This is a genomic window from Halonotius sp. GCM10025705 (assembly GCF_042662885.1).
Classification (GTDB): domain Archaea; phylum Halobacteriota; class Halobacteria; order Halobacteriales; family Haloferacaceae; genus Halonotius; species Halonotius aquaticus.
Genome location: NZ_JBHSZD010000001.1, coordinates 445431 through 459830 on the forward strand (window position 1 = coordinate 445431; position 14400 = coordinate 459830).

The window sequence follows — 14400 nt, forward strand, 5'->3', positions numbered from 1 at the left end:
AAGCGGCCGTTCGGAGTGGAAATATGGATGACGACGCAGCCGACGCCGAGCCTCACTCACCGCCCGGCGACGGTGACCAGCCGGCCGGTGACGACGGCCAGCCACGCGAGGAACGCGACCAGTCGGCCGGCGACGACCCCACGACTGCTCCGACCGAGGGGCAAGCGGCCGACGACGACCCCACGACCGCTCAAACTGAGGGCCGAGCGGCCGACGCTGAGACGGAGATTCCAGCCGATGTCCGGAAATACGAGCGGTTCACGAAGATGGATGGCGCGCAGTACGACCGCGTCAACGAGTTTCTGCGCGACCGCACCTATATCACCGCCCGTGAGTGGGCCATCGCCCGGCTGTGTGCGGATTTCCGCACCGAAACGGGTGTCGAGATGACGAAGATCGGCGAGAACCTCCCGGAGCTAATCCCGTTTATGACCGACACCTACAGCCCTCAGGCAGTCAATCAGGCGCGATCCTCCTTCGAGGATAAGGTGACGCAGGCCGGTGCGACGTTTCTCTACGGAGCGATGTCGGGCTTCTTCACGGCCGACGAACTTGACGATCTGATGTATGAGGTGACCGAGGTCGCCAAATTCCTCTTGGAGGTCGAAGGCGTTGACCTCGCGGTCGCTGAGGAACTCGACGCCGAAGAACGGATCTCCTCGGTGATGCGGGATGTTCGCCAGCAGAGCGCGGAGCTCCGCAGCGAGGAAGTTGAGTGTCCCAACTGCGGCCACACGCACACACCCGACGCCTCGGAGTGAGTCCTCGCGGCCGTGGTGTGGGGTGAACCAGTAGATACAGTGCTTCAGCCGACAGTTTAATAATCACATTAATTTGTTATAATGTATGGCCAGCAACGCCTCCTTGGACGAGCCTGACGACCACCAGCAGTCCGAACAGACGGAGATCATTCTCCTCGATGATGATACCGAACAGGAGATCGGTGCTGTCTCGGGCTGTTCACCCCCGGTGCCCGCTGTCGGCGACCTCGTCAGCCTCCAAAACTTCCAGATCGACGATACAAACGACACCGAGCGACCCCGTGGTGAGGAGGCTATGAACTTCCGTGTCGTCGACCGCGCGATCCATTACTCCATTGTCGATGCCGACGACGACGACGAGGGGCTTACTACTGAGGTGCTCCTGTATGTTGTCTCAAAAGAAGAGTGGGCTGTTCGGCGGCAACGCGGCAAATAACCCGTTTTTGGCTCTCACATCCCGCTCACAACCGGCGGCACTGCTGTCGTCCAGGTATTAACGCGACGAGCAAATTGGTTCTTATTGGTGTGCCAGCGGTGCAGCAGCCTGCTGAACGGTGGTATCGTCAAGCCGACCAAGGAGCCGATCGCGGGCATCGAAGCCGGTCGTCGGGGGCTGAGTGTCGCCGATCGTGTGCCCGTGGGTATCGTGACGCTCAGCGTCGGGGGTGTCAGTTGCGGTGTGTGCTTTGAGTGCGTTCATACCCCTTGATAGGAGGTAATTCAACATAAGCGGTCGCCAAGCGGAGTGAAAGTAAAACACGCCGCAAGAACCGCGGTTCCATCGCTGTCGATATCGACTGACTGCTTCCTCTTGCTCCAGGTGATCGATCCGACACAGTCGAACCCCTTTTGTGGCCACTGGGCGGGGGTGATGTATGTACCGTAAGGGCCACCTCGGCGTCTCGCTGCTTGTCTTTGCGCCGGTCGGCTACTGGCTTGTGAGCGTCGGCGAACCCGAAGCCGCGATGCTGACCGGTGTGGTACTGCTTTGGTTTGCGATGCTTCCTGATATCGACCATCGACTCCCGGTGATCGAGCATCGTGGGGTGACGCATTCGCTGGTCTTTGCGGGGCTTGTCGGTGGCCTCTTCGCTGTGGTTGGCGTCGCCCTTGGCGATGTGTTTCGCGTTGCCGGGCTGGGACTGGGGACGTTCGGGTTTTTGCTCGGTTTCCTCACCGTCGGTGCGCATCTCGTTGGCGACGCGCTCACGCCTGCGGGTATCCCCCTGCTGTGGCCGTTGCCGCGAACCTACTCCCTGTCAGTAACGCGGGCAGACAACACGCTCGCCAACTATGGGCTCTTCGGCCTCGGGATTGCGGTGACCGGCGGTTGGGTGCTTGTTGTGTTGGGGGTCGGGTAACAACGACGGGTGCAGTATTTCTATCGGGGTTATTGCCGACGAATGGCTGCTCTCCCGTGCGCAAAAGTGGATCTACAGATCCTCGGTCGGACAACTCTGATCTGTGAATGCGTCGGGGTTGCTGTAGGTCGCATCCCATTTTGCTCGAATATGTTGATGCACATCGCGCTCGGTGCCCGAACGCAGAAAGATCCAAAACTCGTCGTCTTCGGGTGTTTTGACTGCCCAGGCACCATCCTCCGCCTGACGGTATTCGACGAGTTTTCTGTTCTGCCGGTGTGGGCCGCGGGTGACCATGAGCGAACCGGTGGTGCGATCAGCGCCGGTGTCGTGCGTCTTGTCGCCATCGGTCTCTGTCGACGCGGTCTCGACCGGTGTGATGGTTAGCTGCACAACCGCAAGGCGGTCTTCTGGGATCCCCAGCTGCTCGGCAACACCGGACAGCTTCTCAGCTGCTTCTTCGCGGCTATCGCTGCGTACGATACCGTCGTCGGTGTGGCAAATACCACCGTCCTCACGGTCGTAGACGGCATAGTGCTCTTCCTGTGTAACGGTGCGATTTTGCTGACCCGGCTGTGAGCTTGCAGGCATTGGGCTTGTCCTCGTAGTGGAACATCGTCAACTGCAGCAACTATTCTCCGCACGATGCCGTCAGTCAGATCGGTTCGATTTGCATCTTGGTATTCCAGCAAATTAATAATACGGAATCGTCACCCAGCATACAACACGGCAGCTCAGTGTGCTTTCTTCTTGGATCCACACGCGCTTCGACGAGTGAGTGGAGCGAGAGACGTGATCGCTTACTCCTCGTGTGTGACAACATTCCGGAATTCAAACCGCGCGCCCCCATCATCACTTGCCGTGACTGCAACCTCCCACTCCATCGCACGGGCGATTTGTTTGACGATCGCCAACCCAAACCCAGTGCCATCGGTATCGCCTGACGACCCGGCCTCAAACACCGACTCACGGCGATCCTCGGGGATGCCATCGCCATCATCCTCTACATAGAAACCATCTGAAAGTGCGCCGACCCGAACCGTCACATCCGCGCCCCCATGATCGACGGCATTCCGAAAGAGATTCTCCAAGAGCTGTCGGAAACGGCTTGGATCTGCTTCGATCGTCACGTCACTCGCAATCTCCAGCGTCCCCGTTTCAGTAGCAACTGTTTCCCAACAATGGGTGGCTTCCGTGTCCAGAGCAACAGGCCGCAATGTATCGACATCGTCCCCTTGTTGGGCGAGCGTGAGCATATCATCAACCAGATCCAAGCCGCGTTGGATGCTGCCGGACGCACGTGACAGCCGCTCGCTGTCGAACTCGTTTTGCGCCAATTGGAGTTGACCATAGGCCGTATTCAAGGGATTTCGAAGATCATGGGCGACGATATTCGCATACTCTTCAAGCCGCTCGTTTTGATGCTGGAGCGCTTGTTCCCGCTGTTTTTGCTCGGTGACATCACGGTACAGCCACAGGCTGGCCTGTCCACTCGGGAGCGTATACGGGGCGTAATCGCGTTCAACCACGCTGTCGTCAGCAAGGACAAGTTCTTCATTTGTTACAAAGTCCCGCTGTTGGAGATGGGTCTCAGTCTTCTCGATAAATTGCTCTGGCTCAGCGAATCGGTGTTGGATCTCCTTAGCGGCACGCGCACAATCACGTCCGATCAGCTCCTCGCCGTCTATCGGGACGCCAAGTGTCTCACCAAGTTGGTCGTTGGCGAGGATGATTTCTCTGTCAGCGTCCTCAATGAGCACCCCCATCGGGAGATTGTCAACCATCGTCTGGAGGACGGTGTTTGTCCGTTCAAGCTCCTGTTTCCGTGCCTTTCGCTCGGTGATATCGGTATACCAGGCGAATGTGTATGCGGGGTCGTCATCGGCCGTCCCAAATGGAATGACGTGTAACAGAAACTCACGAACACCCGTTGCCGTCTCACGTTTTACCTCTGAAATGATTGAGTCGCCGGCCAACGCTCGCTGTCGATACTGCTTGTGTTCCTCTAATCCCTCTTTTGGCACGACAGCGTCGGCGACATCTGACCCGATAACTTGGTCTGCGCTATAGCCAAACACATCGGTAAAGGCCTCATTAACGTCGATGATGCGGTGGTACTCTGGGTCAGTTTGATCAACAGCTATCACCGGCGTTGGCGCGTTCGCAAAGAGGGCCTGATGGCGGTTGCGCTCCTCGCGAAGCGACGCTTGCAGCTCTAATGAGTGAATTGCATGGCCAATGTCATCGCCGAGTTCCGACAGGAGTTGTTGTTCATGCTTGGTGAATGCGTTGGGCCGATCAGCGTAGACGACTAATTCACCATACAGGGTCTCTTCGTACGCCAAGGGGGTGGCAGCCACAGCTTTGTAGCCGCGTTCCAGTGCTTCATCGCGCCACGGTTCGAACGTCGGATCGTCCGACACATCTTGGGAGACTGCCACCCGCTGGTCACGGATGGCCGTTCCACCAGGCCCCCGGCCAGTGGCCGTCTCGTCGACGGTCACGGTAATGGCATCTAGGTAAGCTGCTTCGATCCCAGCTGACGCTCTGGGGATCACCTCCTGGGTAGCCTCATCGACGCCCCCAATCCATGCAAACCGGTATGGGTCGGCGTCGCTGATGATCTCACAGACACGCGTTTCTGCCGCAGACCGGGATTCAGCCCGGACAAGTGCCTGATTGATATCGTTGACAAGATTTCGAATCCGCTGGAGGTCAGACGCCCGCCTGGTGGCGTGATACTGTTCGACAGCATTGGTGATCCGATTGATCAACACCTGGTGGTGCTCGAAGGCGGTCTTCTTTTGCAGATAGTCGGTCGCACCGGCGGCGATCGCGTCGCTGGCAACGTCTTCATTTCCTCTTCCGGTCAACATAATAAAGGGGAGATTTGGATGGGTCTCACGAATGGTCTGCAGAAACTCAATGCCGGTCTCCCCCGGCAGTTCATAATCAGCCACAACGCAATCGGGGGCTGCCGCTTCGATCTGCTCGATACCCTCACTCGTTGTCGTCGCAGTCTGAACGGTGATCCGGCTCTCTGCTTTTTCGAGTAAATCAGCTACCACAGACAAAAACTCCGGATCATCGTCGACATGGAGAATATCGATACCGTCTGGGTCAGCCATACCCCTCTCTATTGATGGAAGTGATATCAATTGTGGTCATATATATTAGCAGTCTAGAACATAAGCCTGCCAAGACAGCAATCGCGGGGATTCGTCGATTGCATCGGTGATTCACAGGCGGTACAAGGCGGATGCCCCAACCCTTGCGGTCGGGGAGGAAGCCGACGCTACACATTTGTCGCCCGTGGTTACTGTCTATTCTTGAGAGCGCTCACCGAACTTGCGGCTGTGCTGTTCATTAGATACAGTATAGCGGGAACTGCCACCTTTTTTACCCAGTTTACAATATCTTTCACGTAACCACCCTCTCAGTATGACGTTTCAATTACACCCACAAGTGCCTGTCCTTGGTGTGACGCTACTCCTCACGATGATACTACTGCTCTATAGCTTTCAACAGTATCATCAACGCCGTCGGACACCAGAACTTCTCAGTTTTATTGGACTACTGTTTGCGATCAATCTCTGGCAGCTTACGGCTATTTTCATTCACACGGTAACGATCCCAGCATTCATCTTAGCCGGTATCAACTTCGGCAATGCCGTCGTCGCGCTTCTGTTTTCATACTCGTTGGCGTGGTTTGCGCTGACATATTCAGGGTATACGCGTTGGGTCAATCGATGGACAGTGGGGTTTGCTGTTGTTACGATCGGTGCCACCAGTTTGCTGGTGCTTATCGAGCCAGAGTTATGGACTGAGGTCAACGGGGTCACTACACGAGGGCCAGTGACAATTGCGGGGATCACCTTCGCTGAGTGGATCATCCTCGATCGGACACTGGAACCGGCGTTTCGCGTGTTCCTCTTGTACAACTACCTGATCACGGTCGTAAGCGGCGGTATCTTAGGGCGGTATCTCCTCAAAAACAAGGGCGATATTTACACTGGCCAGGCTGTTGCACTTGGTGTCGGTGCCGGGGCTCCGATCGGCGTTAGTACGCTCTTGTTTCTTGGTGTCGTCCCCCCAACATGGAACCCGACGCATATCGCCTTCGGGGTAACCGCTGTCGGCTTTGCGGTGGCTATCTTTCGGTACCGTCTTCTTGGCGTTGCTCCGATCGGACGACAGCAACTCGTTGAACAACTCGCCGATCCGGTGGTCATGCTTGATGACACCAACCGCGTTGTGGACTGCAATCTCGCAGCCCGTGAGTTGGCAAACGCGCCAGCGGGCTGGCGTGGTATGTCGGCGGCAGCGTTCTTTGAGCCGCTCCCGGAGCCAGTTGAGTGGTTTATGACGGCTGAGTCTGGTGAACTTACTCTCAGTATGGCCGGCACGGAGCGAACGTACACCAGCGAAAGCGTGCCCATTACAAATGATTCGGACACCCACTCAGGGCAGTTGATTCGACTACATGAAATCACTGAGCAGAAAGCGCGTCAGCGACAGCTTCAAGAACAAAATGAGTATCTCGATGAGTTTGCGAGTATTATCTCCCATGAGCTCCAAAGCCCGCTTAACGTCGCTATCGCCCGGCTCAAACTGATCAAACGGGAGTATGAAAACGAGCGGATAGACGAGCTTGATCAGGCTTTGAGGCGGATGGACACATTGATCGAGGATCTGCTCACGATGGCTCGGAGTAGTCAATCAATCGAGGATACCGACCCAGTCGCCTTAGAAACGGCTGCCAAACAGCTTGGACATACAGTGATATTGATCACTGTGAGCTGACCGTTTCGATCCCTGATTCACTCCTGATTGAAGCCGATAGAGATCGGTTGTTCGAAGTGTTTGAGAACCTCTATGTGAATGCCGCTGAGCATAATGACACTCCCGTGTCTGTTCGTGTGGGATTGCTTGGAGCAGACAACACACCGCCTGGAGACGCCCAGCGTTCGGGGTTCTTTGTGGCCGATGATGGAAAGGGCATCCCGGCAGATAAGCAAGACACGCTGTTTCAGAGTGGGTATACCGACAAAACAAGTGGAAGCGGATTTGGCCTCGCGATCGTTCAGGAGATCATCTCCGCCCACGGTTGGGAGATAACCGTCACCGAGAGTACCGATGGCGGGGCACGATTTGAGATTTCTGGGGTCGATCTACGAAACGGATAGCCATGCTCTTGGCGCCTTCCCTCTGCGCTCGCCGTCGGAGGCTATAGTCCCTCGTGGGTCATTGGGACACTCCTAGAGGCACTTGCGGCCGCCGTTGGTGGACTCTGTTTTGTCATCCACGGACTCAGAGAACTCCGATCCTCGGAATCCGGATCGAATTTCATTACATGAATTCGGTATTTTGGGGGCCGTTTGTGAGATGCACCTCAAACGGCTGTGTACTGTGGTCATCCTGTTCGACGAGGTGCCAGTAGGTTTCAGCAATCGAGTCGGGATCCAACAACGTGTCAGGATCCCGCTCGGGATCGCGCGTCCGCAGGTCGGGCGTATCGATTTGTCCATCAAGCACAACGTGGGCAACATGGATTCCTTCAGGGCCGAACTCTTGGGCGATATCCATCGCCATGCCACGGGCGGCGAACTTCGCTGCGGTAAACCCAATCGTCCCCCCAAGACTCCGGACAGCCGATGTCGCACCGGTGAAGATGATCGTCCCGCCCCCGGTTGCAAGCATATCGTCGATAGCCTCCCGTGAACAGACGAACGCGCCACGTGCGTTGACCTCCCATGCAGTTTCGAACTCTTCCAGAGAGATATCGGTGAGTCCCTTCCATGCGGCTGCGCTGGCGTGGTTGACGAGGATATCCACGCTTCCGTAGGTTTCTCTGACCGTCTCGAAGCTTGATTCGATGGCCGCAACATCCTGCAAATCAGTTGGGACGGCCAGTCCGTCACCGGAATCCGGCAGGTCGTCAGCGAGTGCTTCGATATAATCCTCGCTCCGAGCGAACAGCGCGACATTACACCCATTGGCTGCGAAGGTTCGCGCTATCGATGCACCCAATCCCGGGCCGACGCCTGCGATTACGGCTGTCTGTGTCATACACGTGCTTGGATCCGTGAACCCAAAACAGTCTGGACTGGCAGATCGACACAGCCCCGACGCAACTTCGTGATCTCGGCTGATCGCTGTCGTTTTGACTGATCGCCTCTAAGAGATAGTGTGCTTTGCCTGCAATTCTTCTCGTGTGCTGGCTGCGAAACAGTCTATGCGGATATTGAGAAGCCTCCGGCGTGTGATGTCTGTGAGAGCGGCCAATTCAACAAGCTCGAATCGGAGGCACAGGCGATATCGTATTTTACCTGATCCTGACCGTCCCCAATTGATTCATTCCGCCCACCAAACGACAGCCAGTTCAGCAGCGGGGTAGTGGCTGGTGTGATGTTTGGCGACGAGTCAACCAGCGAAGCCGGTGGCCCCTCAGACCACGATATCGAAGTTGCTTGTAGTAGATGACACGGGTTTCTCCTACCAATAGGACGCGCAGAATTCCAACTGTTCGGGCAAGATTCTGACCGAAGCAGTGAAATCATCTTATTGGCTGCTGCCAAGAACTGCTGTGCCAGCTGTAGAGGTTCAATCTTGCATGTAATTTAGCAACAACATCGATCCAAAAATTGCAATAGAGGAATTATTATTATCAACGCTTTGTTGAGCCAATTTATGGAGGCAACGCCTCAACATACTCCTGTTGATCGGTTTGTAGACCGTATCGGTGGTGAGTCGTTGTTTCAAGTGGTTCCCTTCCTTGACGATCCACTTGTAATATATGCGGCCGTTGTCGTTTTTTATGAACAAATAATTAATCAGACTGTCCGGTTTGCAACAGGGTACGGGTATTTTTTCTTAGACAACCCACTTTGGCTACTTCGGCCTATTCTGTTGATTGGCGCAGCGGCCGTCACTCAGTTACTTCATGATAGGTATGCTGCTGCAATTGACGAAATGAAGCTGATTGAACGGGCAGAGAACCCTCAGCAATTTAAGAAACTCACTTCGTCTCGCTTGACAGCAGGAATCATGATCGCTGGCATTGGTTTTACGATAGCGAATGCCTTGTTAATTATCGGACTTCCTACCCTCTATGATGCCGGCGGTATCGCTGATGTTATCCAGTTCTTAGTGATTATCCCATTCGGCTATGCACCCATTTTTGCGCTCTTCCTTTCAACGTACATTGCCGTTGAGATACTTGTTCCACGCCGGATTGCAGCCTCAAATATTGGGCTCTACTATCATGATCCAGAACAACTGGGCGGCATGCGCCCAATAGGAGAACTCGTCAAGCTCGCGTATTATTTCCTCATTATCGGGCTGATTCTATATGCAATTGCCCTTTACGGGCCGTATCTCCTTCGAGACTATTTGTCGTGGGCTGTCGCACCGGGTCAGATCGCAAATATCCTATTCACAGCGGTTTGGATTGTGACGCTTACGACGATGGTCTATGGGCTTCATACGCTTCACAAGTTCATGCGACGGCAAAAGCGAGAAAAAATTCAACAGCTGGATGATAGAGCCCGTGAGTTTGTCGATGAGCCGTGGGATATCGAACAGTTTGAGCTTCGGGAAGAAGCGCAAGAAGACTATGAGGATCTGCGAACCCGGATGGAACTAGTCTCGGCAACCAAAGAATACCCTGCAACGTTTACGATGTGGGCACAACTCACTGTCGGTGTCATCGCTCCAAAAGCAATCCAATTGATCCTGTCCAATCTCTGAATGAGGGTTTCAAACACTCATTATAGCCCTTCGTAGTCTTCACTCATCAGGCACTGTCGATTGTAATTGAGGGGAACATATGCTGACCATGCGCCCTCCATCTTGCAAGCTTTTGATCGACTTATTCGATATCGAAGCGGTCGAACAGTGCCAGATACAGCAGGAATCTCGGTTAGGTATTCCCGAGCCCTCCATCGACTAAGATCGACTCACCGTTGACGTAGGCACTCAGGTCACTGGCGAGAAACAGTGCGACATTAGCAATCTCTTCGGGTTGGCCGAAGCGACCGGCGGGTGTCGCACCCAGCATCGCCTCTTGGAGTTGCTTGCCAGCTTCGCCTTCTCCCATTCCCCCTTGTTCTAGCATCTGGGTTTCGGTGAAGCTTGGCTTGATTGCGTTGACGCGAACTCCATGGCCACCAAAGACATCAGCCAGCGCGTAGGTCAGTGATTTCACTGCCCCTTTCGAAGCGGTATAGATCGTCTGGTAAGCTGCCCCTTGATCTGCCGCCAGGCTTGCCATGTTGATGATTGTCCCGCCATCGTCGTTTTCGATCAGCCGTTCGCCGGCGACCTGCGCCCCGAAAAAGACGCCTTTGACGTTGATATCCATGAGCTGATCGTACTCCGCTTCTGTGATTTCGAAAAAGGGTGTCTCACTGTGGATCCCGGCGTTGTTGACCATGATATCGAGGCCGCCGAGCTCTTCGGCGGCGTCAACGGCGGTTTCCAAATCTGCCCGCTCGGTTACATCACACTCGACGAAGACCGCCGTTTGGTCTGTCTCGGTCGTGATCTGTTCGTGGGTCGGTTCGCCACCTTCTCGTGGTGTTTCGCGGACATCAGCAACGACGACATCGGCACCGTGATCGGCAAACGTCAATGCGATCCGACGGCCGATGCCGCTTGCGCCGCCTGTCACGACAGCCGTCTGGTTTGTGAGTAATTGATTCATTGTACTTCCTCAGTTGCTTGTGGACTGATGTCGATCATACGTGACACAGTACCACAACGCAAGTCAACGATGTATAAACATGATAGTTTTGCAAGAAAGAAAATTCAAGCGAGGCAGGGACAGTCAACGGTGTCAGGAATCGTCAACGTCCAGGTCACCGGTCAAGCATGCGTGAGCCGTCTCGGGTTCAAGCTCCATACCTATCGAGAGAGGCAAAACTGGAGGAAACAGCGGTCGCCGTTTGGCTTACTTCTCGGCCGTTGGTAATTTCACAATAAATATACTCCCTTCGGGGTCATTACTCTCAAAGCTTATTTCACCGCCATAGCGGTCAACGAGTGTCTGAACGAGATACAGGCCCAATCCAGTTCCTTGACTCTCAAGCCCGCATTCATCTTTATGGAAAATATCGTCCTTCTGATTTTCAGGTATTCCCGGGCCGTTGTCAGCGACTTTTACCGTGGCAACAGTATCGTCACTAGATACTGTCACTCTTACCTTTGGAGTCTGTTTGTCGTTGTGATAAATAGCATTCGTGAGTAGATTACGGAACACAGAGCCGAGCATATCATCCGCTAACACATCTATCTCTGGGATGGTCTCTTCGATTGTCACCACAGCGGAGTCATCAGCTGATTGTATAGATTCTACTTCTCTACTCAAAACTTGTCTCAGATCGGTTGGAACCCGCTCATAGTCAGTTTCAAGCAGCGTCTCTGTGACCTCTCGTGCCGTGTCAGTGATGTTGATACTACTCCGAACACATTCTAAGGCCTTCTGGACGTGGTTCTGTCCGTCTTCAACAGAGTCTTCTAACATCCGCAGATGGCCACGTACCAACTGAAGATCATTGCGGATATCGTGCCGCACAACGCCATTCAAGAGGTTCAGATTATCTCGCTGGCGTTCAAGTTCCGTTTCGTATTCTTTGAGTTCGGTAATGTCTCTTCCGTAGCCTAACACTGCGTCTTCTCCGGTGCCAGGTACCTCATATGGGATTTTCGTGGTTCGGAGTATCTTGGTTTCACCATCGGCGGTGGTCAACTCCTCTTCAGAGATAGTCTTTGGATCTCCTGATTCGATGACCGCTTGATCGTCCGCTCTGAACGTGTCTGACTCTTCGCCTGATGGGATCACGTCTTGTTCGTGAGACCCTTCTACCTCTGTCGGTGTCATCCCATACATGGTGGCTGTCGTCTCGTTGGCCAGTAAGTACTCGCCGTCGTAGTTTTTGACAAAGATCAAATCTGGCACTAAATCGATAATCTCTCGCAGTTGCTCACGGGCTTGTGTAAGCTCTGTTTCGACGGCTTTCCGGTCAGAAATATCGATATGAATGCCGACTGCTCGAACTGGGTGGCCCTGATCATCGCGTTCGAACACCCGCCCCACATCTCGGATCCATTTCCAGTCGTCGTCAGCGGTTCGCATCCGGTGTTCGGTATCATAATAGTCGGTTTCGCCCGCGAGATGGGCATTTAGGGCGGCTTCAACGGACTCACGATCATCGGGATGGATCCGTTGTTCCCATTCTGTGAGATCAGAACTGATCGCTTCAGGATCGTAGCCCAGCATCGTAGCCCAATTATCATTGAACTCCACGTCATCGGTCTGGGGATTCCAATCCCACACCCCAAGGTTTGCCCCATTGACCGCCAGCTCGAAGCGTTCTTTGAGCTCCTGGAGTTCGCGTTCCCGCTGTTTTCGATCCGTAATATCGGATTGAATTCCGACGACCCGTGTTGGGGTATCACTGTCATCGTATTCGACGACCCCCTGTGCTTGGATCCACCGTTCGGAGTCATCTGGCGGTTGAACTCGAAAATCAATCTTGTACTGCTCGCCGGTCTTGATAGCCTGTTCAAGCTGCTCCGAAACACGGTTTATATCCTCAGGGTGAATCCGATCTTCATATCCAGGCCGATACCGCACGTCTGATTCAACGGGCTGGTCGGCAGGGATGGTATCGCCACCTGACTCATCATCGGTCAGCCTGGTTCCGACTCCAACGTAGGCGCTCGGAGAGTCATTTGGATCGTACCCAAACAATCGCTCACTTGTCTCATCCCAGTAGATGGTGCCCGTGTCGAGATCTAGTTCCCAGATTCCTGTATCCGTCTCCGACAGCGCGAGTTCAAACCGTTTGTTCAGATCTGCGAGTTCTTGTTCCGTCCGATACTGCTCAACAGCGATTTCGATCCTGTTTGCGAGCAACTCAAACTGGTCGCCCCCGCTTTCTTTGCGTTTGTATTCGGTCACTCCTGCAGAGATAGCTTCACTGGCGATGCTTTCACTGCCTTCACCAGTAAACAGAATAAACGGTAGCTCGGGGTGGGTGTCCCGAACCGTTCGCAGGAACTCGATTCCATTCTGTCCAGGCATATCGTAATCAGAGATGACACAATCGATTGATTGGGAGTCGATGATTTCCATACCCTCAGAAGCATTGGTCGCAGTCTCGACGATGAAGTGGTCGCCAGCAGTCTCGATACGGTCTGCTGTGAGATCGGTAAAATGGGGATCATCGTCGACATGGAGGATTTGAATAGTGGAATCTGTCACTGGTTAATGCCCATAATAATGCGAAATAAATAGTTTACCGAAGATATTAATTGAATAAGTGAATATATTGGCTCTCATGCAAATTATATTGAAACGTTGAATACCTGGTTGACAAAAAATTCCCCGATGACCCCAATCGATTTACTCCGTGACACACTGTGTCATGTATGCGACTCCCAGAAACACGCGATCTTTTTGCACGGAAACTTCAGTTTCCTGTGACACGAGCGACAGTGTTAGACACGGTTGGTGACACTGTACTTCATGCACCAGGTGGGGAGAACAAAACGATTGGCGACGTCATAGAGCGGTGCGAAACTGACGAGTTTGAGTCAGCTGATACGCTCTATGGCAGTCTGATGACCTTCGTCGGCGATGAGTTTATCGGACGGAAATTCTACGATGATCGAGGTGGCATCGGGCCCTCACAAGATGACGATCAGGAGGTGAATTTCTGATGAGCGTCACACTCGTGTCTGGAGTCACCGGTGTGGGTCTCTCCAGTGTGTGTCAGGCCGTTCGAGGCAAGCTCGCAGATGACTACAAGCTGATTAACTTCGGTGACGTGATGCTTGAACAAGCTGCGACTGCCGGGATAACGACTGATCGAAGTGAACTGGCGACTCTCACTCAAACACAGACCCGTCGGCTCCAACGGCGGGCGGGTGAGTTCATCGCGGATGAGGCTACTCAGACGAATATTATCCTATCCACGCACTTGGCGGTTGAAACTGAAAGTGGCTACGTACAGGGACTGCCCGATGAAGTGTTGGATGATGTTGCGCCGAAGGCGTTTATCCTCGTTGAGGCCGATCCGGAAACTATTCTGAACCGCCGAGCTGAAGCTCATTCAGGGGCTGCGACTGCCACCGAGCGCAAAATTGCGTTCGAACAACACCTGAACCGATCCGCTGCACTCCAGTATGCACGAGATCAGGACGCACCGGTACAATTCCTGAAAACGAAGGCAGTATAGCGGAAGCGGCCGACCGATTAGCAGCCAACCTGTGAT

The 14400-nt window shown here is 54.0% G+C and carries 14 protein-coding genes; 8 read left to right on the forward strand and 6 right to left on the reverse strand.

The genetic code is table 11. The features are described 5' to 3' along the window. The first annotated feature begins 23 nt into the window (after window positions 1–23). Complete coding sequence (locus tag ACFQJB_RS02510; RefSeq protein ID WP_379723565.1) at window positions 24–761, forward strand: DUF5806 family protein; 738 nt, start codon at window positions 24–26, stop codon at window positions 759–761. An 85-nt stretch (window positions 762–846) separates the two neighbouring features. After that, window positions 847–1197: a hypothetical protein gene (locus tag ACFQJB_RS02515; protein WP_120102559.1), complete on the forward strand. Its 351-nt coding sequence runs from the start codon at window positions 847–849 to the stop codon at window positions 1195–1197. A gap of 81 nt (window positions 1198–1278) precedes the next feature. Here the strand turns inward: ACFQJB_RS02515 and ACFQJB_RS02520 are convergent, their stop codons facing one another. After that, complete coding sequence (locus tag ACFQJB_RS02520) at window positions 1279–1461, reverse strand: hypothetical protein (protein WP_379723568.1); 183 nt, start codon at window positions 1459–1461, stop codon at window positions 1279–1281. 175 nt (window positions 1462–1636) lie between these two features. Here ACFQJB_RS02520 and ACFQJB_RS02525 point away from each other — a divergent pair, with 175 nt between their 5' ends. Beyond that, window positions 1637–2122, forward strand: a complete 486-nt coding sequence (locus tag ACFQJB_RS02525; RefSeq protein WP_379723570.1) for a metal-dependent hydrolase — start codon at window positions 1637–1639, stop codon at window positions 2120–2122. Between the two features lie 72 nt (window positions 2123–2194). Here the strand turns inward: ACFQJB_RS02525 and ACFQJB_RS02530 are convergent, their stop codons facing one another. Beyond that, entirely contained in the window at window positions 2195–2713 is a 519-nt protein-coding gene (locus ACFQJB_RS02530; protein ID WP_379723573.1) for a hypothetical protein, read from the reverse strand. A 209-nt stretch (window positions 2714–2922) separates the two neighbouring features. Beyond that, window positions 2923–5250, reverse strand: coding sequence for a response regulator (locus tag ACFQJB_RS02535; RefSeq protein ID WP_379723576.1), 2328 nt, complete (start codon window positions 5248–5250; stop codon window positions 2923–2925). Between the two features lie 313 nt (window positions 5251–5563). On the opposite strand from ACFQJB_RS02535, the gene ACFQJB_RS02540 reads away from it, so the two are divergent. Both ACFQJB_RS02540 and ACFQJB_RS02545 read left to right on the forward strand, forming a co-directional pair. Then, a complete protein-coding gene (locus tag ACFQJB_RS02540) occupies window positions 5564–6925 on the forward strand; it encodes a histidine kinase N-terminal 7TM domain-containing protein (RefSeq protein WP_379723579.1) in 1362 nt (453 codons plus the stop codon). Between the two features lie 47 nt (window positions 6926–6972). Continuing rightward, window positions 6973–7308 (forward strand): sensor histidine kinase, encoded by a 336-nt coding sequence (locus ACFQJB_RS02545; protein ID WP_379723582.1) that lies wholly within the window; start codon window positions 6973–6975, stop codon window positions 7306–7308. A 163-nt stretch (window positions 7309–7471) separates the two neighbouring features. Here ACFQJB_RS02545 and ACFQJB_RS02550 read toward each other — a convergent pair whose 3' ends face one another. Next, window positions 7472–8191 (reverse strand): SDR family NAD(P)-dependent oxidoreductase, encoded by a 720-nt coding sequence (locus ACFQJB_RS02550; protein WP_379723584.1) that lies wholly within the window; start codon window positions 8189–8191, stop codon window positions 7472–7474. 621 nt (window positions 8192–8812) lie between these two features. On the opposite strand from ACFQJB_RS02550, the gene ACFQJB_RS02555 reads away from it, so the two are divergent. Continuing rightward, window positions 8813–9871, forward strand: coding sequence for a hypothetical protein (locus tag ACFQJB_RS02555; RefSeq protein WP_379723587.1), 1059 nt, complete (start codon window positions 8813–8815; stop codon window positions 9869–9871). 172 nt (window positions 9872–10043) lie between these two features. On the opposite strand, the gene ACFQJB_RS02560 is transcribed toward ACFQJB_RS02555, so the two are convergent. Both ACFQJB_RS02560 and ACFQJB_RS02565 read right to left on the reverse strand, forming a co-directional pair. Beyond that, complete coding sequence (locus ACFQJB_RS02560) at window positions 10044–10826, reverse strand: SDR family oxidoreductase (RefSeq protein ID WP_379723590.1); 783 nt, start codon at window positions 10824–10826, stop codon at window positions 10044–10046. 246 nt (window positions 10827–11072) lie between these two features. Then, window positions 11073–13388 carry a PAS domain-containing protein gene (locus ACFQJB_RS02565; RefSeq protein WP_379723593.1) on the reverse strand — a complete coding sequence of 772 codons (2316 nt, stop codon included), beginning with the start codon at window positions 13386–13388 and terminating at the stop codon, window positions 11073–11075. Window positions 13389–13555: 167 nt separating this feature from the next. Between ACFQJB_RS02565 and ACFQJB_RS02570 the strand changes: the two genes are divergently transcribed. Continuing rightward, window positions 13556–13846, forward strand: coding sequence for a DUF5789 family protein (locus tag ACFQJB_RS02570; RefSeq protein WP_120100844.1), 291 nt, complete (start codon window positions 13556–13558; stop codon window positions 13844–13846). Continuing rightward, a complete protein-coding gene (locus tag ACFQJB_RS02575) occupies window positions 13846–14364 on the forward strand; it encodes an adenylate kinase (protein WP_379723596.1) in 519 nt (172 codons plus the stop codon). The genes ACFQJB_RS02570 and ACFQJB_RS02575 overlap by 1 nt, the downstream gene beginning before the upstream one ends. Window positions 14365–14400 lie beyond the last annotated feature (36 nt).